18 protein-coding genes are annotated in these 20315 nt (G+C 59.3%); 17 read left to right on the top strand and 1 reads right to left on the bottom strand.

Features of this window, described 5'->3' with window-relative positions; translation table 11 throughout:
• Positions 1–169: 169 nt before the first annotated feature.
• From RG540_RS06820 to RG540_RS06885, 14 genes are all read left to right on the top strand, one after another.
• Positions 170–964 carry a capsid assembly protein gene (locus RG540_RS06820; protein ID WP_038585973.1) on the top strand — a complete coding sequence of 265 codons (795 nt, stop codon included), beginning with the start codon at positions 170–172 and terminating at the stop codon, positions 962–964.
• 15 nt (positions 965–979) lie between these two features.
• Positions 980–1180, top strand: a complete 201-nt coding sequence (locus RG540_RS06825; RefSeq protein ID WP_038585976.1) for a hypothetical protein — start codon at positions 980–982, stop codon at positions 1178–1180.
• Positions 1180–1413 carry a hypothetical protein gene (locus RG540_RS32325; RefSeq protein WP_157884595.1) on the top strand — a complete coding sequence of 78 codons (234 nt, stop codon included), beginning with the start codon at positions 1180–1182 and terminating at the stop codon, positions 1411–1413. Before RG540_RS06825 ends, RG540_RS32325 begins: the two co-directional genes overlap by 1 nt.
• Positions 1414–1728: 315 nt before the next feature.
• A complete protein-coding gene (locus tag RG540_RS06835; RefSeq protein WP_038593205.1) occupies positions 1729–2700 on the top strand; it encodes a phage capsid protein in 972 nt (323 codons plus the stop codon).
• Positions 2701–2794: 94 nt separating this feature from the next.
• Complete coding sequence (locus RG540_RS06840) at positions 2795–3376, top strand: tail protein (protein ID WP_038585982.1); 582 nt, start codon at positions 2795–2797, stop codon at positions 3374–3376.
• Positions 3373–5739, top strand: coding sequence for a phage nozzle protein (locus tag RG540_RS06845; RefSeq protein ID WP_038585984.1), 2367 nt, complete (start codon positions 3373–3375; stop codon positions 5737–5739). Before RG540_RS06840 ends, RG540_RS06845 begins: the two co-directional genes overlap by 4 nt.
• A gap of 1 nt (position 5740) precedes the next feature.
• Positions 5741–6205 (top strand): hypothetical protein, encoded by a 465-nt coding sequence (locus RG540_RS06850; RefSeq protein ID WP_051909256.1) that lies wholly within the window; start codon positions 5741–5743, stop codon positions 6203–6205.
• 63 nt (positions 6206–6268) lie between these two features.
• Positions 6269–6736, top strand: coding sequence for a virion core protein, T7 gp14 family (locus RG540_RS06855; RefSeq protein ID WP_157884596.1), 468 nt, complete (start codon positions 6269–6271; stop codon positions 6734–6736).
• A 2-nt stretch (positions 6737–6738) separates the two neighbouring features.
• On the top strand, positions 6739–9027 hold the full coding sequence (locus RG540_RS06860) for a hypothetical protein (RefSeq protein WP_038585988.1): 2289 nt from the start codon (positions 6739–6741) through the stop codon (positions 9025–9027).
• A 45-nt stretch (positions 9028–9072) separates the two neighbouring features.
• A complete protein-coding gene (locus RG540_RS32750; RefSeq protein WP_162182797.1) occupies positions 9073–12834 on the top strand; it encodes a hypothetical protein in 3762 nt (1253 codons plus the stop codon).
• 78 nt (positions 12835–12912) lie between these two features.
• Positions 12913–15360 carry a phage tail fiber domain-containing protein gene (locus tag RG540_RS06870; RefSeq protein WP_038585993.1) on the top strand — a complete coding sequence of 816 codons (2448 nt, stop codon included), beginning with the start codon at positions 12913–12915 and terminating at the stop codon, positions 15358–15360.
• Between the two features lie 3 nt (positions 15361–15363).
• Positions 15364–15810: a hypothetical protein gene (locus RG540_RS31085; RefSeq protein WP_051909257.1), complete on the top strand. Its 447-nt coding sequence runs from the start codon at positions 15364–15366 to the stop codon at positions 15808–15810.
• A gap of 1 nt (position 15811) precedes the next feature.
• On the top strand, positions 15812–16054 hold the full coding sequence (locus RG540_RS06880; protein WP_038585996.1) for a hypothetical protein: 243 nt from the start codon (positions 15812–15814) through the stop codon (positions 16052–16054).
• Entirely contained in the window at positions 16051–16287 is a 237-nt protein-coding gene (locus RG540_RS06885) for a hypothetical protein (RefSeq protein WP_038586000.1), read from the top strand. The genes RG540_RS06880 and RG540_RS06885 overlap by 4 nt, the downstream gene beginning before the upstream one ends.
• On the opposite strand, the gene RG540_RS06890 is transcribed toward RG540_RS06885, so the two are convergent.
• Positions 16280–16582, bottom strand: coding sequence for a hypothetical protein (locus RG540_RS06890; RefSeq protein ID WP_038586003.1), 303 nt, complete (start codon positions 16580–16582; stop codon positions 16280–16282). The two genes, RG540_RS06885 and RG540_RS06890, sit on opposite strands and share 8 nt — an antisense overlap.
• A 146-nt stretch (positions 16583–16728) precedes the next feature.
• Between RG540_RS06890 and terL the strand changes: the two genes are divergently transcribed.
• The 3 genes from terL (at position 16729) to RG540_RS06905 (ending at position 20075) form a co-directional block, all read left to right on the top strand.
• On the top strand, positions 16729–18420 hold the full coding sequence (gene terL, locus RG540_RS06895) for a phage terminase large subunit (RefSeq protein ID WP_197560175.1): 1692 nt from the start codon (positions 16729–16731) through the stop codon (positions 18418–18420).
• Between the two features lie 69 nt (positions 18421–18489).
• Positions 18490–18819, top strand: coding sequence for a hypothetical protein (locus tag RG540_RS06900; RefSeq protein WP_038586006.1), 330 nt, complete (start codon positions 18490–18492; stop codon positions 18817–18819).
• A gap of 176 nt (positions 18820–18995) precedes the next feature.
• Complete coding sequence (locus RG540_RS06905; RefSeq protein ID WP_038586009.1) at positions 18996–20075, top strand: IS630 family transposase; 1080 nt, start codon at positions 18996–18998, stop codon at positions 20073–20075.
• Positions 20076–20315 lie beyond the last annotated feature (240 nt).

A 20315-nucleotide genomic window follows, 5' to 3' on the forward strand; every position in this document is an offset into this window, starting at 1 on the left:
CCGTAGTTTCTCCCGAGGTCACCGCTGAGGTGGCCCCGGTGGAAGCTCCGAAGCCGAAGCGTGTCCGAACCAAGAAAACGGAGGAGGCCCCCAAGCCTACCCCCGAAACCGTAACCCCGCCCTCGACCAGCACCTCATGGTCTACGGGCTTCACCATCGTGGACTATTGATGACGACCCCATCCACTTCAAATGCAATGCCGGTAAACGCACCCGAAGGCCACGAAGCTGCTATGCTCGCCAAGGCCGATGCAGCTCTGACGCCGCCGTCAAGTGAGCAACCGGCAGCTCCCGCCGCTGGTGCAAAGGAAATCCCGGACTGGGTTCCGGAGAAGTTCCGTTCCGCCGAAGACCCGATGAAGGCCATGGCTGATGCCTATGCTGCCCTTGAGGCCAAGCAAGGCGGCAAGCCTGAGGGTACTCCGGAACTCCCGGCCAATGCCCAGGAAGCCCAGGCTCAGGTCGAAGCTATGGGTCTCGACTTCAATGCCTTCTCGACCGAGTACGCACAGAACGGCGAACTCTCCACCGCGACCTACGACGCGCTGGAAAAAGCCGGTGTGCCGAAGGAGATCGTGGATGCCTACATCGCTGGCCAGGAAGCCCAGGCCCAGGCGATGATCACCGATATCCAGGGCCAGTTCGGCGGTGCCGAAGGCTACAGCCAGATGGTCGGCTGGGCTGCTTCCAATATGTCGAAGCAGGAAATCACCGCGTTCAACAAGGTCATGGATGGCGGCGATGTCGATAGCATCAAGCTTGCGATCACCGGCCTCCAGGCCAAGTACAAGTCCGCAGTCGGTGACGAGCCGAGCCTCCTCAATGGTGGCAACGGCGATGACCAGGGCGATGCCTTCCGGTCCACCGCAGAAATCACCGCAGCAATGTCCGACCCCCGCTATGCCAAGGACGCAGCCTACCGTGCTGATGTCCAGGCGAAGATCGGGCGTTCGAACGTCTTCTAACCCGAAAGGAAACCCATGGCAGACGTATTCGCCTGGGTAGTCGCTAACTCCAGCGAGCTACTCAACATCGTCTTCGCAGTCCTGGCGCTTGCCGCCCTGATCGTGAAGCTCACCCCCACGCCGAAGGACGATGCAGTCCTGGCAAAGGCTTATAAGGTCGCTGAGGTTCTCGCCTCGGTCCTGGCCAAGAAGCCCGAGGTCAAGGCTAAGACCTAATGACCACAGCCTTTTCCCTCCTCACTCTCATCCTGAATATCGTTCTGCGTCTCCTTGAGACGTACCGCGAAACCCGGCTCCGTGAGGAGGGCAGGGATGAGGTTCGTGAAGCCCAGGAGCAAATCAATGAGGCCGCTAAGGAAGCTGCTGACCAGATCGACGCTGATGCTCTTACTGGCGAGCTTGATGCTCTCCGCGAGCGGATGCGCGACTACCAGCGGTCCACCCCCTGAACCCTCGTTCTGCTCCATAGCCAAACCCTTGAGTTGGCATGAGGCCGACACCGAGGGGACCCAAAGAGAAGTCTTCTCCTACAATTTGAAGTGGGAGAAGTTCTGCAAGAAATAGATCGGCCTTCGGGCCGGTCTCCATCCTGATGATGAAGCTAGTCACACTGCGCTCAAAGATATGCGCGGTGACGCAAAGGTAAATCCCGAGAACAACACACGCCGACCCATTGCCCTCTGCGGAGGATAACCTTGGCTCTGCTTGTGACGAGTTCGCTGGACAGCCTGATCAACTTCCAAGCTCATCACAGGAAATCCAAAATGACTGATGCAAATATCACGCGCCTTGGCCAGATCAACGGTGCCGGTTCCGTCGATGCGACTTTCGCAAAGATCTATGCCGGTGAAGTTCTGACGGCCTTTGAGAAGGCGACGGTGATGGCTGACCGCCACATGACCCGTTCCATCTCTTCGGGCAAGTCCGCTGCCTTCCCGGCGACCGGTCTCATCGACGCCTTCTACCATACTCCGGGTGCGGAGCTGCTGGGCCAGAAGGTGAACCAGAACGAAGTCCTCATCCATATCGATGACCTCCTGGTCTCGGATGCCTACTTCGCGAACATCGATGAAGCGAAGAACCACTACGACATGCGTTCCATCGTGACGACCGAGCAGGGCCGCAAGCTCGCCCAGGTCATGGACCGTCATATCCTCCAGGTCGGCGTCCTGGCAGCTCGTGCCGCTAACGCGGTCTCGGGCCTTCCGGGTGGTTCCGTTGTCCTTCCGACCGAAAGCGGCATGCCCCAGTCGGCTGACTTCCTCGCCAACGGTGACCATCTCGCCGCTGCTCTCTTCGCTGCTGCGCAGAAGTTCGATGAGAAGGACGTTCCGGAAGAAGACCGCTACGCCTTCGTCCGTCCGGCCCAGTATTACAAGCTGGTCCAGGCCGAGAAGACCATCAACCGCGACTTCGGTGGCGCTGGTGCGTACTCGGACGGCAAGGTCTACCGCGTAGCCGGTATCGAGATCGTCAAGACCAACAACCTGCCCAGCACCCTCATCGAAGCAGGTGTCGAGGCTGGTGGTGAACCGGCCCGTTACGCTGGCGACTTCTCCAAGACGGCAATGCTCGTCATGCAGAAGCAGGCGGTCGGTACGGTCAAGCTGCTCGATCTCGGCCTCGACGCCGGTTACGACCCGCGCCGTCAGGCTCACTTCGTTATCTCGAAGTACGCCGTAGGCCATGGCATCCTGCGCCCGCAGGCTTCCATCGAAGTGCGTTCTGCCGCCTAATCCTATCCACATACGGATAGATATCCACCGTCAACTTGGGGAGTGAGCTTCGGCTTGCTCCCCTTTTTTTCATCTATCGACCGGAGGCCCGCCCATGCTGGCAGATACCCCCACTACGGTCCTCGAAGCTGTGAACCAGATCATCGCCACCATTGGCGAACCTCCAGTCAACAGCGTGGAGGACAGCGGCGTCATCGACGCTGTGATGGCGCTCCAGGCGCTCTCCGCAGTCAACCGAGCGGTCCAGCTCAAGGGCTGGCACTGGAACACCGAAGAAGACTACCCGATTGCCCCCTCATATCCCGAGGGTGAGATCAAGCTCCCCCGGAACGCCCTCAAGGTGGACACCACCGGGGCCGACAAGAGCCTTGATCTCGTCGTCCGTGGGCAGCGGCTCTATGACCGCAGGAACCATACCTTCGAGATCGGCAAGACGGTGAAGGTCGAGATCGTCTTCCTGCTCCCCTTCGAGGAGCTACCGGAAGCGGCGCGCACCTACATCACCATCAAGGCCGGTCGCCGCTTCCAGGAAGGCCAGATCGGCTCCGAGCTGCTCTCCAACTTCTCCCTGCGGGATGAGCAGATGGCCTTGTTTGCCCTGGAGGATGCCGAGGGGGAAACCGCTGATCTCAATATCCTGGACAACTCCTTCATCGGTGAGGTCACCTCCCGATGACATTGATCAGCTCGACTATCCCGAACCTCATCAATGGGGTCTCCCAGCAGCCGTACTCCCTGCGGCTTTCCTCTCAGGCCGAAGCTCAGCTCAACGGCTATAGCTCCGTGGTCGAGGGGCTCAAGAAGCGCCCACCGGCCCGGTTCATCGCCAAGATCAGCGACACGTCCCTGGGCCGCGCCTACATTCACACCATCAATCGCGACGTGAACGAACGGTATGTCGTGGTGGCCACGAACGGGAACCTCAGGGTCTTCCGAATGGACGGCTCAGAGATCACCGTGGCGTTCCCCAACGGGAAGACCTACCTCAACTCGGCCACCCCCGATGAGCACTTCACCGCCGTAACGGTGGCTGACTACACGTTCCTTCTCAACAAGGCCGTGACCGTCCAAATGAAATCGACCCTCACGCCCACCCGTCAACGGGAAGCGTTGGTATGGGTCCGCCAGGGGGCCTATGGCCTGAACTATACCCTCACCATTGGCGGCATCTCGAAGACATTCAAGACACCGGACGGCTCGACAGCCGCTCATGCCGAGCAGGTGGCGACAGACTATATCGCGAACCAGCTCCTCAATCAGTTCAACGCTGATGCGACGTTCACCGCGAGCTATAACCTGTATCTCCACGGCTCCACCCTTCATGTGGTCCGGAAGACGAACACCGACTTTACCGTGGAAACCAAGGACGGCTTGGGCGACCAGGGCATCAAGGTTTGCAAGGATTATGTCCAGCGGTTCACTGACCTCCCGGCTAGGTCGGTCCATGGCTTCCGTGTGGAAATCCGCGGGGACAGCTCATCCAGCTTCGACAACTATTGGGTTGAATACGATAACCCAACGGGTGGTAACGCAACCGGCGTCTGGAAGGAGAGCTACAAGGGTGGTGAGCAATACCAGCTTGACGGCGGAACGCTCCCCTATGCGCTCAAGCGCCTCGCCAATGGCACCTTTTCTTTCGAGCAAATCCCCTGGGATGAGCGCAAGGTAGGTGATGCCGAAAATATTCCCCCGCCTTCATTCGTGGGGAAGCAGTTGAACGACCTCTTCTTCCATCGGAACCGCCTCGGTCTTGTCGCTGACGAGAACGTTGTGTTCTCCCGGTCGGGTGAGTTCTTCTGCTTTTGGCGCTCCTCGGCAACCCAGCTCCTCGACACCGACACCATCGACGTGGCCGTGAGCCATTCCAAGGTATCCATTATCCGGCATGCGATTCCGTTCAATGAAACGCTGCTGCTCTTCTCCGATCAGACCCAGTTCATGCTTGGTGCGTCGGACATGCTCACCCCGTTCACGATCTCGATCAACCAGACCACCGAGTTCCAGGCATCGCTCCTGGCTAAGCCGGTGGGGGCAGGGCGCAACGTCTACTTCGCCATGAACAAGGGGGCCTATTCCGGCATCCGGGAATATTACGTGGATGGGGAGACCAAGACGAATGACGCCTCGGACATCACCGCTCACGTTCCTAAGTACATCCCTGGGGGCGTCACGAAGCTAGCCGCAAGCTCGAATGAGGATGTCCTAGTGGCGCTCACGCCGAAGGAACCCAACGCCCTCTACGTCTACAAATACTACTGGCAGGAGCTGGAAAAGCTACAGTCCGCGTGGTCGAAGTGGACGCTCCCACCGGGCTCGAAGATACTCTATGTGGACTTCATCGAAAGCGATCTTTGGATGCTGGTGGAGCGAAATGGCCAAGTCGTCTTCGAGGTGATTAGCCTAGAAGCTGGACGCTTTGACGAGGGTATCCCGTTCATGTTCCTGCTCGACCAGCGGGCGGAAGCAGGCCAGTGCGCAGTCACCTATGATGCGCTTTCGGACACCACCAGGATTACCCTTCCGTACATCGTGGATACCCCATCACAGTTCCAGATCATCGGCCAGGATGAAGGCCCATACCGGCGTGGTCAGGTCATCCCGGCGACCTGGGCGAACAACGCCTTTGTCGTGAACGGGAAGGTGACGAAGTTCATCATCGGGCGGTCGTATGAGTTCCGCTACACCTTCTCGAAGCTGGTGATCAAGGAGGAGGCGTTAGGTGGTGGTCAGATGACGGTCGGCGCTGGGCGCATGCAGCTTCGGCGGATGATCATCACCTACAACGACACCGGTTATTTCCGCGCCGAAGTCACGCCGATGCAGCGGGACACCTTCCGCTCGATCTTCTCAGGCCGCGTCCTGGGCTCCGGACATAACATCCTCGGCCAACCCTCTCTTGAGCAGGGTCGCCACCGCTTCGCGATCTCGGGGAGGAACGAGGACACCAAGATCGAGATCATCAACGACACGCCGCTTCCCTGCGCTCTCCTCTCAGCCGAGTGGGAGGCGACCTTCATCATCCGTTCCAGGAGAACCTAACATGCTTTCAGCTCGTCCCTCGACGCCCGAGGATGTCGCCTATCTGGCACCTCGGCTCCGCAAGGAGGATGTTGAGGAGGTCCTGGCGGCTGGTGGGGTCTGCATGGAGGAGAGCCTGATGGACGGCCTTAGGTCACCTGATGGTTGCTTCACCGCTATCGATGAGGAAGGCAGGGCCGTCCTGATGTTCGGCACCGCACCGCACCCTGCCTCCCCAATGGTGGGGTGCATTTGGCTTCTTGCCAGCGATGATATCGACAAGCACCGGACGGACTTCCTCAGGAAGACCCGGCCTTTCGTGGACCGCTTCCACGAGAAATACCAGCTCCTCATGAACTACACCGATTGCCGAAATACGGTGCATCACCGCTGGCTCCGCTGGTGTGGCTTCAAATTCATCAACATCACCAAGGGCCTCGGCCCAGGCGATCACCCGTTCTTCGAGGTGGTCCGATTAAAGGAATGACCAATGTGCGACCCCATTACAATGATGGTGAGTTCGTTCGCGATTGGCGCTGTTCAGACGGGCATGGAGTTCATCGGTGCCCAGCAGCAGGCAAAGCAGCAGAACGACATGGTTCGCCAGAACCAAAGAGCTGCGAATGAAAATCTAGTCCGGGAATATGCTGACGTTCAGACGCGGCAAATCCAGGAAGAAGATGCCGCCGCTGCTCAGAAGCAAGACCTCTCCCGTGAAGCCCGTGCCGCCCGTGCGACCACCATGGCCGCTGCTGGCGAAGCAGGTGTTTCCGGCCTCTCGGTCGATGCCCTGCTTGCAGACGTTTACGGTAAAGAGGCCACGGCCAAGGACCGCATATCGCAGAACACCGGCTTCACCACCGCGAACCTCACTCGCGAGATGGACGGTCTCAAGGCGAAGGCCAAAGACCGCATCAACTCCATGCCATGGGCTTCCGGCCCTAGCCCGTTTGCAGCCGCCCTCAAGATCGGTGGCATCGGCCTGAATAGCTACAGCAAATACAAGCCAACGGAATAGCCATGACAAAACTACCGGGATTGACCCGACAAGATGACCGCCCATCGGTGGGTGGTGCGAACCGAGGCCGTGTCCAGGTTCGGAACCCCATCGGGGATGTAGCCTTGCAACCCCAGGCTCGCCCGGTGGATACCTATAGCCGTCCTCAGGCCCCACCTTCGGGGCCGAATGGTCTCCAGCAGTTGGCTGGGGCGCTCGCTCAGATCAGCCCAGGGCTCTCCAATTTCCTCGATGTAACCGCTGCCAAGGCGCAGAAGGACGCCGAGGACCGGGCGAACCGCCGCATCGGTGGCATGAGTTTCCAGGAAGCCCGCGATGCCGTGAACAGCGGCAAGATGGCCGAGATGGAGAACCCGTGGTTCAAGGCCGCGTTCATGAAGCAGTACGGCGAACGCCTTGCCTACGAGCGCGTCAATGAGCTTTCGACCGAGTACGAGACGAACTTCGACAAGAACTCGGGCAACCTCGACGGTCTCATCCGTGAACGCACCGGGGCCGACCTGGAGCAGTACGGGAGCGACCCTCACTTCACCGGGGCTTACAACAAGGTCATGGACGGTTTCAGCGCCAGGGCGAACACCGCCCAGGCTCAGTACAAGACCGAGCAGGTGAAGCAGGACACCGTTAGCGGGGTCTATGACACCTTCCACGGTGAGGCCACGGCACTCCGCTCCGAGGGGAAGAAGACACCCGAGGAGATCGTTGCAGCCCTGCGTGGAAAATACGAAGGCAACCGATCACTGCTCCATGTGGATTTCAAGGAGCAGGACCGGGAGATGGTCCGACTGGCTGAGGCGTTCGCCGCCAAGGGCGATACCGAGATGGTCAACGCCATCTTGAACTCCGACCGGAAGGGCGCTGATGGCACTGTCCTGGGCACCTTGGCTTCCAACCGGGAGTTCCAGGCGGATGCCACCCGCATCCAGAACATGGCCAAGAGGCAGAACCACGAGCAGGCCGAGGAGACTACCCGTGACGCCCGAATGGGATTTTGGGACAAGGCTCGGCAGGGCCAGCTCGACCGTGATGAGCTTTTGTCCTGGCATCGGGCGAACGAGGGTGCATTCTCGGAAGCTCAGGTTCTTTCTCTGATCAACCAGAATGACACCTACAACGAACAGCAGGCGAGGGAGCTGGCCAAGGCCGAACACAAGATCGCTCTTGAACGAGCCGCTACCCAGGCCGAGGAAGACGTGACCTCCCGGAACGTCGAGGCCGTTACCAAGGGCATGGGCGCCTATATCGAGGAAGTCACGGTCCCCACCAAGACCGGCGAAACAAGGACGATCTCGGTCGAGGACCAGAAGAAAGCCGCTGCCAAGCGACTTGTTGATCAGTCGGAATGGCTGGTGACGAAGGGCAAGGCGACCCCCGAGCAAGCCTTCGGGATGCAGGTGGAGACCTTCTCAGTCGGCAACTTGAGGAACCCAAAGTGGGAGCATGTCCTCAGCGCGGGGCCTAAGTCGGCAACCCAGTTCACCCTATCAGGTGGCGAGGTTCCGCCTGCGCTCCAGGACAGCGTTGATCTCTACATGAAGCTCCACGCTGCAAACCCCAAGCTTCTCGAAACCCATATCAAGGACAGCGCAGACCGGGACTTCTATGAAGCCTATCGCGTTGCCACTCAGTACGGGAAGCTCAAGCCCGAGCAGGCCATGCAGACCGCGATGATGCAGACTTCCGACCCCTCAAAGTTCCAAGGGGCGGGGACGCAACAGCGGTTTGATCAGATCGATACCCGCGTCAAGTCGATCACCTATGGCGGCATTGGCGGTTGGTTCGGTAGCACCCCGAAAAACCAGGGCTACGTTGCCAACGAAATCGGCCGTCTCGGGAAGTTCTATGCACAGAACGGGATGAGCGCAGATGACGCCCTGGACGAGGCCAAGAAACGCTTCGAGGCCACCCATACGGAGGTCAAGGGCAACTTCATCTACACCGCTGGGAAGGACACCCCGCCGAACTTCGCAGAACTCGCGACCCGCGCCATCGACAAGTACGTGAAGGATTTCGGGGAGACGGAAGGCGTTGACGCCGACGACCTCACCATCCGGCCAGCGACCAACGGTAACGGCTGGATGATCGTCCACCAAACCGGCCAGTATCCCGTCGAGCATGCAGACCGGGCGAACATCGATCTCCGCTCACTCTACCAGCTCGACCAGGAAAGGAAGGACGAGATCAAGCAGGGCGTGATCGATCAGCAGGCCGAAACCCAGGACAGCATCAAGGCTATCCAGGAGGAGCGGGCACGGCGGATCGAGGTCATGCGCAAGCGTTCCTTCCCCTAATCGGGCCACCTTCGGGTGGTCCTTTCCATTTCTAAGGACACCCTAATGGCAAGTTCAAACACACCGGCATGGCTCCGGTATTCTAACGGCGCGGCTAAGCGCAACCTTCCGCTTGACCCCCGGCTGGTGAACTCCCTCGGCTTCCTGGAAGACATGGGTATCCAGATGGAGGTTTTCAGCGGTGGGCAGGTCACCAAGGCTGAGGCCGCGCAAGGCAAGGGTAGTCGTACTGGCTCCGTCCGACACGACCACGGCGGTGCCGCTGATGTCTTCTTCTACAAGGACGGTAGGAAGCTCGACTGGGCAAGGCCCGAGGATGTCCCGGTGTTCCAGGATATCGTCCGGAAGGCGAGGGCATCAGGCGTAACCGGTTTCGGCGCGGGCCAGGGCTACATGCAACCCGGCTCCATGCACATCGGCTTTGGCTCCCCCACGGTATGGGGTGCTAACGGCGATGGCGCCAATGCACCCAAGTGGCTCAGCGATGCCTTCCACGGTGTCCCGGCGACCGAGATCAAGGAGCCCACGAGGCTCACCTTCTCAAACCCTGGGCCGGACCAGCCGCAGTCCAACTTCACCGTGGGCTCTCCGGAGAACACCGTGTCCGTCATGAGCAGCACCCAGCCTGTCCTTCCGACCACCATGGAGGAGGACCGCGCTGCTGCCCAGGCCCGCGAGGATGCCTTGCCTGATACGACCATCTGGCAGGGCGTGAAGGACGCCGTGAACACCGATTGGTCGCTCTCGGCTATCTGGCAGGACAAACCCGAGGCGAAGCCTGACCCTAACTTCCGGCTCGACCCGAAGACGATGGACGAACTGACCAAGGGTATCCCGGAGCAATACTGGGACCGCTTCGGTGACGCTCAATCCCTGGTCCATGCGGAAGGGATGAGGAACTCCCTGGTCAAGCAGATGGAAGCCGAGCAGCGCCTAGCCTCCCTCGGTTGGGGAGGGGTGGGGCTTAGGGTGGCCGCAGGAGTAACTGACCCGCTCGCCTGGGCCGCTGCTGCTGGTATCTCCGCAGCTACGCTTGGCACCGGGGCACCGGCTGCGGTGGCCGCTAGGTTCGGCAAGGTCGGGCAGGTAGCCCTAACGGCTGCTGAGGGTGGGGCCGGTGCCGCCGTTTCGGAAGGCATCCTTTATGCGAACCAGCCCACCGCCGAGGAAGCCGATCTTTGGTGGGGTGTCGGGACCGGCATGCTCCTCGGGGGTGCCTTTGGTGCCCTTGCGAAGAACCCGGCGACCCTGGCCGAAGCCCAGCAATTCCAGAAGATTGGCCGGAACATGCACAATGGCACGGCCATGTCGCCGCCCGGTGGCTCGACAGCGGGTGCCATGCAGGTGAACCCCAGGGAACCGCTGAGGCTCGATACCGCTGACATTGTGCGTGACGCTGAACGGCCTGATGTCTTCGACGCGGGTGGTCTCCGTTTCGATAGCTCCTATTCGCTCAAGAGTTCCGAGAACGATCTCACGTCGATGATCGGGAACGTGATCGTTGAGGATGCTGCCCGCAACAAGAGCGGCATCACCCCCATTGGTGCGTCCGAAGTTCAGGCTCTCCTCCACGGAAGGGCCGAGGCGAAATGGGCGTCCTCCAATCAAGCCAACTGGAAGCAGTTTAGGGAGCGCAATCCGGACGCGAGCCGGGATGAGTTCCATCAACAGGTGACAGCCTACGTTCGCGATCATGACCTGATGGTGGACTATGACCCTGCGGTGAAAGCCCAGGGAGCGGTCCTCAAGGATATCCTGGGCACCTATGCCGAGACTGCGGCGAACCCTGGGGTTATCGACGGTCGCACCATGCGGGCCGTTCGGGGTTTCGAGGGCCTGACCCGGAATGACCACTACGTTCCGCGCATCTTCGATCTCGGGTCCATCCAGGACCACCTCACGAAGTTCGGGCACAAGACCCTCTCGGGCCTCGTATCGCGGGCAATGAGAGAGGTGAACGACGAGATCACCGAAGAGCTGGCCGACACGTTCGCCTACAATTACATCAAGAAGCTCCACTCCCTTTCCGCAGGCGAGCTACAGCAGATGTCCCGTGCGTTCTCGGGGGAAGACCTGGACGCCCTCAAGGCGAACCTCATCCAGGACACCGACCTTTCCGAGGCCGATATTGATACCCTCATCGGTCACATGAAGCCGGGGAAGAAGGACGGTGCGAGCCGTCACGGTAAATCCCGCATGTTCTATGATGAGAACTTCGGTGCGATGCTCCCGTACTCCAATGGGGAAACCGGGGCAAAGTTCGTTCGCATCTCCGACCTCTTCATCAACGATGCGGATACGCTCCTTCGCAGCTACTCCCGGCAAATGTCGGGCCGCATTGCCATGGCTAGGATGGAGATCAAGAACCCGAAGTGGCAACCGGGCGACATGGCGGATGAATACTTCGTCCAGGGGGTAACCTCGGATGGCGAATGGAATACCCTGATGGATAAGGTCCGCGACGTGGGGGACCAGAAGGGTATCCAGGGCAAGACCAAACAGGACGTTGACCGGCTCAACTGGGTCTATAACACCATCGTTGGCAAGCCCACCTGGAACGAGGGGTCCGACTGGAACCAGTTCCTCCGGATGGCCCGCGACTACAACTTCGTCCGCGTCATGGGGCAAGTCGGCTTCGCCCAGCTCTCGGAAGCCATGAACACGGTCTCCCAGCTCGGGCTCAAAGCGTCCTTCACCAACGTCCCTTCGTTCCGTGCCATGTGGCGCAATGCGAAGACCGGGAAGCTTGATGATGCTCTTGCCCAGGAATGGGAGGACATCACGGGCGGCGGTGCTGACTGGGTTCGCCATGCCACCCACCGCAGGGAGGACGTGTTCGATAACCCGCTCGATACCTGGAACAACCCGGTCCTGGAGAAGGTGGATGACTTCCTCCACCAGGGCAAGCGGGCGGTGTCCGCGATGTCCGGAATGGCTCCGGTGAACACCGCGCTCCAGCGTTGGACTGGCCGGTCAATCATGAACAAGTTCGCCTTGATGGCCCAGGGACGCACCAAGATGAACCCCCGCCGCCTGGAGGCTCTCGCCCTGGATGAGCGTAGGGCCGAGGCGATCTATGAGAACATCCGCAATCACGCGACCTTCGACAAAGGGCGGCTCAAGGCGCTGAACCTCGACAAGTGGGCCGACCGGGAAGCCGTGGCAAACTTCGAGACGGCTGCGTTCCGACTGAGCCGGTCGATCATCCAGGAGAATGACATCGGCCAGATGGCCATGTGGATGTCCGCGCCTCTGGCAAGAACGTTCCTCCAGTTCCGGTCCTTCGTCCTCGCAGCCTATACGAAGCAGACGCTACAGGGCTTGAACTTCCGGGATACCGCTACCGCAGCGGCGTTTCTAACCACCACGTTCGCGGCCTCTATGTCCTACATGATGCGGACCTACGCAGGCTCGGTCGGTCGAAGTGATCGTGAGAAATATCTTGAGGAGCGGCTATCGCTGGGCAGTCTCGCGGCTGCTGGTATCCAGAACTCCTCCTGGGCGAGTGTCATGCCGATGGCGATTGACACCCTCGCTTCTCCATTCCGTGAGAAGGAGCATCCGATCTTTGATGCCCGCTCCACCGGCCTGGGCTCCGATGCAATCTTCGGTAACCCCTCAGCGGACCTCGTGGACAGCAGCATCAAGGTCTTGGGTGTAGCCGGTCAATCCCTACACGGGAAGGCTTTCTCCCAGGCGGATGCCCGAACGCTAGCTCGCGTCCTTCCGTTCCAGAACCTCAACGGTATCGCCCAGCTTCTCTCGACGGTGATCAGTCCACTCCCGGAGTGGTCCCCCAAGAAATAACCACGCCAACCCTAAGCAAACCTCATGGCCCTCGTCACGCAACCCGTGGCGGGGGCTTTTCTCGTTTTGGAGACTTAAATGCCTCTTTCATATGCCCATACCCAGGGGGATGGCAGCAATCGAAACTTCGATGTCCCTTGCGAATACCTCTCGAAGTCCCATGTGGCCGTCAAGGTTGAGGGTGTAGCTGTTCCTTTCACCTGGATCGATACGTACCGCGTCCGTACTAACACGGCCCCACCTGCGGGCTCAGTGGTCGAGGTCCGGCGCACGACCCCCCGCCAGGACAGATTGGTCACCTTCACGGACGGCTCCACGCTCGTTCAATCCGACCTCAACACCTCCACCCTCCAGTCGTTCTTCCTTTCGCAGGAAGCGTTCGACCAGGGAGCGGCGTCCATGGCCGTGACCGAGGATGGCCAATTCTCGGCACTCAATCGACGCCTCGCCAACCTTGCGGACCCCCTGAACGATCAGGACGCCGTGACCAAGGCGTGGGCTCTCAACACTGCGAATACCAATGTCTCCGCAGCGGTTGCCGCCAAGGACGGTGCTGTATCCGCAAAGACTGCCGCTGAGGCAGCGAGGGCGGGTTCTGAAACCGCACAATCCAACGCGCAGACGGCACGGAACGGTGCTGAAACCGCCCGAACCGGAGCAGAGGCGGCGAGGGACTTGTCGCTCACCTACCGCAATGAAGCGCAGACAGCTCGCGGCGGTGCCGAAACTGCACGTTCCGGTGCGGAGACGGCTAGAGATACAGCAGTTACGAAGGCCGGTGAGGCTCAATCTTCTGCTGCTTCCGCCGCTGCGTCGGCAGATCGTGCCGCCCTGTTTGACCCCAATAGCTACTATGTGAAGGCGGAGGTGGATGCCAAGGTCAGCCCCAAGGCGAACCTCGCATCACCTACGTTCACCGGGACGCCTAAGGCACCTACGCCAGCACAGACGGTCAACGACACGCAGGTCGCCACGACCGCCTTCGTCAAGACCGCTATTGACGCTGTTCCAAAGCACACCGGCGATCTCGGGAACGTCATCCTGACCGCGCCGTCCGGCGTGGGTGGCACTGACTTTCTGAACGCGACTTCCGGCTCTCTCGCCATCGCGTCCAAGGGAGTATCCGCCTCGTCGCCACTGCTCGCGGTGATCGGTAAAGGGTTTGATGTGGCAGGCGTCAAGAATACGCTCGTCACCAAGACCGCAAACGTTACGTGGTCGGGCCTCACGCCGAATGCGAGGAACTACCTCTATCTGGACGAAAACGGTAATCCGGGTGCTACCATCTTCCCTCCCGAGCGGGTGATGAACAATCTGCGTCCGGCAAGGAACCCCGGCTTTCTCTGGCATTGCGAAAACTCGCAGGTTGACGACTTTGGCAACAATGTCTCTTTCGAGCGGTGGGATAGCACGCTCACCTACGCGCTGCCCATTTTCAACGATACGATCTCCAAGTTCGGCACCTATTCCGTAGAGCTGACCCGGGCGCAGGCCAACTGGTTCAGTATCGACACCGGGGTCGCCATTACGGATACCACTCGCGGCTGGACGGTCGAGACGTGGTTTCGCAAGAAGGACGCGGGCGTCCAGACCCTCTTCACGTTTTCCGAGCAGGAAACTCGGTACGGCAATGCGACCTTGCTCTGCGGTCTCACGACCACGGGAAAAATGTTCTTCTACGCAAGCTCGGACATGTTGGTTGGCGCTGCTTGGGATATCGCAAACAACGTCCAGACGGGCGCGACCGCAATCACCGACACGACCACCTTCCACCACTACGCCGTGAGCTACGATGGCACGTCCTATCGCGGCTTTATTGACGGTGTTCTACAGTGGACCGTCACCTCAGCCATCAAGGTCAGCCCCCGTGCTACCCGCATTAACTTCGGGAATTTCCAGGGCAATGCTGATTACATCACTGCTGGTTACTTCGATGAAATCCGCGTCAGTCCCTTCGCTCGCTACACCGCAGCGTTCACGCCAGCGGTTGCACCGTTCACCCCGAATGACATGGCGCATGACGTGTTCTTCGAGGCAACCAACAAGATGCAGACTTGGCCCCAGGGGACCGAGGTAAACAGGTGTTATGTTGGCGAAGCGGTTACGAACGCAACGGCGGTCACGTCTACCGTTTGTTACAAGACGCGAGACGCAATCGATGTCTCGTCCCGCACCATGTCGTCAGGCAAGGTGGTGAAAGCATGGGCCAACGGCAACGGCGGAAACACGCCGGTCATCAACAGGTCGGAAGGCGTTCTCAGCATCGCTCGTCCCAGCGCCTATTGGTATGAAGTCCGCTTCGAGACGCCTGCGAAGGACATCTATTACGATGTTGTCTTCGATAGTTGGCCACGCCTCAACCCGCTCACCAATGGCGACTACTCCTCTTGGGAGCTGCGAACCTATCGAAAGCGCAGGAACGGGTTTGATTTCGCACTACTCACCACGGACGGAAACAACCAGCTTGTTCAGAAGAACCCGGACGGCGGTATTTGGGGTTTCACTGTTTACGAAAGGGAGGACTAGCCCATGAAAGTTTACGCCTGGACCGGTCCTGATGGCCGGATGGTGACCGCAACTATCCCCGAGAACTTTAGGGTGCCGGGAGAGAGTGCCACTGACTACCTTAGACGCATGGCCGCTAGGGTAGTTCCTGTTGCAGACTACGAGATACTGGAACTGGACGAAGCTAACGAACGTGTGCGGGCCGAAGAGCAGGCACACGCTCTAGTTCAGTTCCCACCGCTGACGCCTATCGACTTCAAGCTCGGCATGCTGACACTCAACATCACCCCCGATCAGATCGATGACATCATCGAGAAGATGCCGGAACCCGACCGGACGATCGCCAAGATTTATTGGACCTCCGCTCGGAAGTTCCTGCGCGATGACCCGCTGATCGAGGAAATCGCCGCCATCATGGGCAAGACCTCAGACGAGATCGATGCCGCTTGGCGCTACGCCTCTGGAACCTAACATGGACGACAATTCGAACTTCTATCTGATGTTCGGCAGGCTGGAGGGTAAGGTTGACACCTTGCTCTCCCAGCAGGGCGGCATCAACAAACGCATGGATGACCTAGACGCTCGCGTGTCTTCCCTGGAGACCTTGAAGGCCCAGGGCACCGGCATCCTATCCTCAATCCGCTGGGGCTATGTGATCATCGCCGCAGGCATCGGGGCATTCTCCGACGACATCAAAGGACTGATATTCCGATGAGTGATCTAGCCAAGATCATGGCTGACCTCCACTCCGCACTTGCCAACGAACTGCTGGAGCGGGTGAACAGCAAGACGGCAACCGCATCCGATCTTTCCGTAGTCCGTCAATTCCTCAAGGATAACGGCATCGACAGCGTACCCAAGAAGGGCGACCCGCTGGAGAGGCTAAGCCATACCCTGCCGTTCACTGGGCCGGAGGATGACGAAACAGCGGGCTACCTACCTAATTAACGACCGCGACTTCCCCATCCCAGCCGTCGATGGCCGCCGTAAGTTCTTCGGGCGAGCAACCGAGCCACTGACGCTTGTTCTCGAATGAGCGGCGTAGATCGAACTTTACGCCCACCCGCATGGCTTCGACGCGTTCCTCTTCGGCGGCACCAACGACCTCGATGGGAAAGTACATGCGCGTTTCCCGATCAAGGTTCTCAATCTTCTCTTCGCCGTCCACCCTCCAGGTGATGGCGTAGCCGAACGAGCTTTGGTCGAGGGCTTTGACGTAGGCGGCTTGGATCTCAACAGGCATGAGCGGGCTCCTTTGATTCGGTCAATATATCCGAACGTGAAGTAGAGCTGCAACTCAAGCCAAGATTAAACCACAGTTAAAACACTGACGCGGGCGGGCTTTCTATGAAGGTCCGCCTTTCTGCGTTGGCGTTTCTTGGAAACTCCATGACATCCCAAATCGAACTCAAGTCGGGCACCGCTATGGCCCCCGCTGACCCGGTGCTGCGCGACTTTCGGAACTTCCTATTCCTGGTCTGGAAGCACCTCAATCTCCCCGAGCCGACAGACGTTCAATATGACCTAGCAGCCTATCTCCAGAAGGGACCAAAGCGTTCCGTCATCGAAGCCTTCCGAGGCGTGGGGAAATCCTGGGTCACCTCCGCATTCGTCTGCTGGCTCCTCCTCAATAACCCCCAGCTCAACATCATGGTTGTCTCCGCAGCCAAGGACCGAGCTGACGCCTTCTCGACGTTCACCAAGCGTCTCATCGCTGAGATGCCCATCCTGGAACACCTCAAGCCAGGGAAGGGGCAGCGCGATAGTAACATCGCCTTCGACGTGGGACCGGCTGGCGCTTCTCAGTCGCCTTCGGTCAAGTCCGTGGGCATCACCGGCCAGCTCACCGGCTCCCGTGCAGACGTGATCATCGCGGATGACGTGGAGAGCCTCAACAACGCCATGACCTCCACAATGCGAGACCTCCTATCTGAGCGCATCAAGGAGTTCGATGCCGTCTTGAAGCCAGGTGGTCGAGTGATCTACCTCGGCACTCCTCAGACGGAAATGTCGATCTACAATCGCCTCCCTGAGCGCGGCTATGAAATCCGCATCTGGCCAGCCCGCATCCCGGCCGACCCTGATAAATACCAGGGCCGACTAGCTCCGTTCGTGATGAGGATGATCCAGGACGGCAAGGGACCGGGCACCCCCGTGGACCCCAAGCGGTTCCACGACCTCGACCTCCTGGAGCGTGAGGCGTCCTATGGCCGCTCGGGCTTCGCCTTGCAGTTCATGCTTGATACCAGCCTGTCCGACCAGGACCGCTACCCGCTCAAGTTCCGTGACCTCATGGTGACCTCGCTCGACCCGAGGATGGCCCCAGTGAAGCTCATGTGGGCTTCGGACCCCGACAAGCGCCTGGACATCCCCATGGTGGGCCTCCAGGGCGATGCCTATCACCGTCCCATGTGGATGGCCCCGGAGATGGCCGAATACACCGGCTGCGTTATGGCCATCGACCCCTCTGGCCGAGGCAAGGACGAGACGGCCTACGCCATCGTCAAACACCTCAATGGCTGGCTCTACGTGGTCGCCAGTGGCGGTTTCAAGGACGGCTATGGCGAGGCTACCCTCAAGGGCTTGGCGCTTCTGGCGAAGCAGCACGGGGCGAACAAGATCATAGTCGAAGCCAACTTCGGTGACGGCATGTTCACCCAGCTCCTCAAGCCCGTGGTCTCCCGCATCCATGCCGTGGAGATCGAGGAGGTGAAGCATAACCAGCAGAAGGAGCGCCGCATCTGCGACACCCTGGAGCCGGTCATGAACCAGCACCGCCTCGTGTTCGACCAAGCCGTGATCGAGCATGACCACAAGGGCACCTCTGAGCCTATTAGGCAGCTCATGTATCAGATGAGCCGCATCACCCGCGACCGTGGCTCGCTGGCCAAGGATGACCGCCTGGACGTTCTAGCGATGGCGGTGGGGTACTGGGCGGAGAGCATGGCCCGAGACACTGACAAGGCCCATGAGGAACACCTGGAGAGCCTCCGGGACAAAGCCTATGAGGACTTCATCGAACTGGTTCACCGCAACACCAACAGCGGTTACGAGATCGATGAGCCGAGTTGGCTGAACTGACAACAAGTCACCTAGACTTGGTAGTCGCGAAATGGTGTATAGCCGCTTAGAAATCCGAGCGAGGTAGTCATGAGAACCCTGAGGACAGCCGCCTTCCTTTTGATAGCGATAGTATATCCGGCAACGGCACAGGATATGGATCAAGCTATGAAAAGCTGGGAGCAGTGCAAACTGAACACAGCGGCGCTATTCGCCCGAAGCTCATCGGATAGCGCGGACGTTGTTGCCTCAGGGGTGTTCGGTGCATGCGAACCTGCACAGTTCAACTACATAACGACTTTAATGAAGATTACAAAATCGTTCGATCCCGAGACGCCCAAGAGGATGATGAGGGATATGAAGGAGGAGGCGAGAGATCGCCTCATAGCTGAGATCATTTCGCAACGGGCGAGGAAGTGAGAGCTTCCTCCGCTCATCGATTACAGCCCACCATAGGAGGAGGAAACCTATCCCCTCCGGTTCATATAGTTATGTAGGGACATGATCATCTCCATACATTGCATCTAGTGGATTGATCGAGACAAAGGAGTCCGGTCTGGGATTCCTTTTCGGCATGCGGTGTGCGACGATACCGCATGCGTACAGGGATCATATTTGAAGTCTCGTCCGCCGACCGGGATCGGCTTGAGGCGATTATTTCCGCGGGAAGTTCGCCGCAGAAGCATGTCTGGCGGGCCAAGATTATTTTGATGAGCGGCGATGGCCTTGGAACGGTCGCGATCATGGACGCGACCGGCAAGTCCAAGACCTGCGTCTGGCGCTGGCAGGAGCGCTTCATGGCCGAAGGGGTGGATGGTCTTTTGCGCGACAAGAGCCGCCCGCCCGGCATAGCGCCACTCGATACCAAGTTGGTCGATCGAGTGGTCACGCTGACGCTTGAAACGCCGAAACAGGAGGCCACCCACTGGACCGTTCGTGCGATGGCAAAAGCCGTTGGGATCGCAGCGTCTTCGGTCGTCAAAATCTGGCACGAGCATGGTCTTGCGCCGCACCGCTGGCGCAGCTTCAAACTATCGAATGACAAGGCTTTCGCCGAGAAACTGCATGACGTCGTCGGGCTATACGTCTCGCCACCAGCCCATGCCATCGTCCTATCCGTCGATGAGAAGAGCCAGATCCAAGCGCTTGATCGGACACAGCCGGGCCTGCCCATCAAGAAAGGCCGCGGTGGCACGATGACCCATGACTATAAGCGCCATGGCACCACCACCCTGTTTGCTGCTCTTAACGTTCTCGATGGTTCGGTGATCGGCCGCAACATGCAGCGCCACCGGCATCAGGAGTTCATTCGATTCCTCAATGCTATCGAGGCTGAACTGCCGAAGGACAAGGCCGTTCATGTCATTCTCGACAACTATGCTGCCCACAAGCAACCGAAGGTCCGTGCCTGGTTATCACGGCATCCACGATGGACCTTCCACTTCGTCCCGACTTCTTGCTCATGGCTCAACGCTGTCGAGGGCTTCTTCGCGAAACTGACCCGACGACGGCTCAAGCACGGTGTCTTTCATTCCGTCGTCGACCTGCAGGCTGCCATCAAACGCTTCATCAAAGAACACAATCAGGAACCAAAGCCATTCGTCTGGAAAGCCGACCCCAATGAGATCATTGCGGCCGTCAAACGTGGGCACCAAGCGTTGGAATCAATCCACTAGGGAAGGGAGATCATAGGGATGGTGACCATCATCATCTGGTAGGTCTTAGTCATGTCTTCCCCCGATTATCATCCTTCCAACAAGCCCCTTAGCTCAGCTCCGCTAACGTTCTTTCGCATGCTGCTCGACGGATGGAAGAGCCTCGGGCCAAGAAACCTTTGGTTCTGGCTTGTCCCGCTCATGGTCATTTGCGGCGTAGCCGGTCTGTTCCGCGATCTCTGGCTCTAAGCCCGCGCAGTT

The organism is Neorhizobium galegae bv. orientalis str. HAMBI 540 (genome assembly GCF_000731315.1).
In the GTDB taxonomy this organism is placed as follows: domain Bacteria; phylum Pseudomonadota; class Alphaproteobacteria; order Rhizobiales; family Rhizobiaceae; genus Neorhizobium; species Neorhizobium galegae.

What these genes read in the sequence shown, in the direction of transcription:
- RG540_RS06900 (WP_038586006.1), top strand. Translation starts at nt 18,490, where the DNA reads ATGAGAACCCTGAGGACAGCCGCCTTCCTTTTGATAGCGATAGTATAT.
- RG540_RS32325 (WP_157884595.1), top strand. Translation starts at nt 1,180, where the DNA reads ATGACCACAGCCTTTTCCCTCCTCACTCTCATCCTGAATATCGTTCTG.
- RG540_RS06905 (WP_038586009.1), top strand. Translation starts at nt 18,996, where the DNA reads ATGCGTACAGGGATCATATTTGAAGTCTCGTCCGCCGACCGGGATCGG.
- RG540_RS06850 (WP_051909256.1), top strand. Translation starts at nt 5,741, where the DNA reads ATGCTTTCAGCTCGTCCCTCGACGCCCGAGGATGTCGCCTATCTGGCA.
- RG540_RS06880 (WP_038585996.1), top strand. Translation starts at nt 15,812, where the DNA reads ATGGACGACAATTCGAACTTCTATCTGATGTTCGGCAGGCTGGAGGGT.
- RG540_RS06820 (WP_038585973.1), top strand. Translation starts at nt 170, where the DNA reads ATGACGACCCCATCCACTTCAAATGCAATGCCGGTAAACGCACCCGAA.
- RG540_RS06890 (WP_038586003.1), bottom strand. Translation starts at nt 16,582, where the DNA reads ATGCCTGTTGAGATCCAAGCCGCCTACGTCAAAGCCCTCGACCAAAGC.
- RG540_RS31085 (WP_051909257.1), top strand. Translation starts at nt 15,364, where the DNA reads ATGAAAGTTTACGCCTGGACCGGTCCTGATGGCCGGATGGTGACCGCA.
- terL (WP_197560175.1), top strand. Translation starts at nt 16,729, where the DNA reads ATGACATCCCAAATCGAACTCAAGTCGGGCACCGCTATGGCCCCCGCT.
- RG540_RS06855 (WP_157884596.1), top strand. Translation starts at nt 6,269, where the DNA reads ATGGAGTTCATCGGTGCCCAGCAGCAGGCAAAGCAGCAGAACGACATG.
- RG540_RS06885 (WP_038586000.1), top strand. Translation starts at nt 16,051, where the DNA reads ATGAGTGATCTAGCCAAGATCATGGCTGACCTCCACTCCGCACTTGCC.
- RG540_RS06840 (WP_038585982.1), top strand. Translation starts at nt 2,795, where the DNA reads ATGCTGGCAGATACCCCCACTACGGTCCTCGAAGCTGTGAACCAGATC.
- RG540_RS06870 (WP_038585993.1), top strand. Translation starts at nt 12,913, where the DNA reads ATGCCTCTTTCATATGCCCATACCCAGGGGGATGGCAGCAATCGAAAC.
- RG540_RS06845 (WP_038585984.1), top strand. Translation starts at nt 3,373, where the DNA reads ATGACATTGATCAGCTCGACTATCCCGAACCTCATCAATGGGGTCTCC.
- RG540_RS32750 (WP_162182797.1), top strand. Translation starts at nt 9,073, where the DNA reads ATGGCAAGTTCAAACACACCGGCATGGCTCCGGTATTCTAACGGCGCG.
- RG540_RS06860 (WP_038585988.1), top strand. Translation starts at nt 6,739, where the DNA reads ATGACAAAACTACCGGGATTGACCCGACAAGATGACCGCCCATCGGTG.
- RG540_RS06835 (WP_038593205.1), top strand. Translation starts at nt 1,729, where the DNA reads ATGACTGATGCAAATATCACGCGCCTTGGCCAGATCAACGGTGCCGGT.
- RG540_RS06825 (WP_038585976.1), top strand. Translation starts at nt 980, where the DNA reads ATGGCAGACGTATTCGCCTGGGTAGTCGCTAACTCCAGCGAGCTACTC.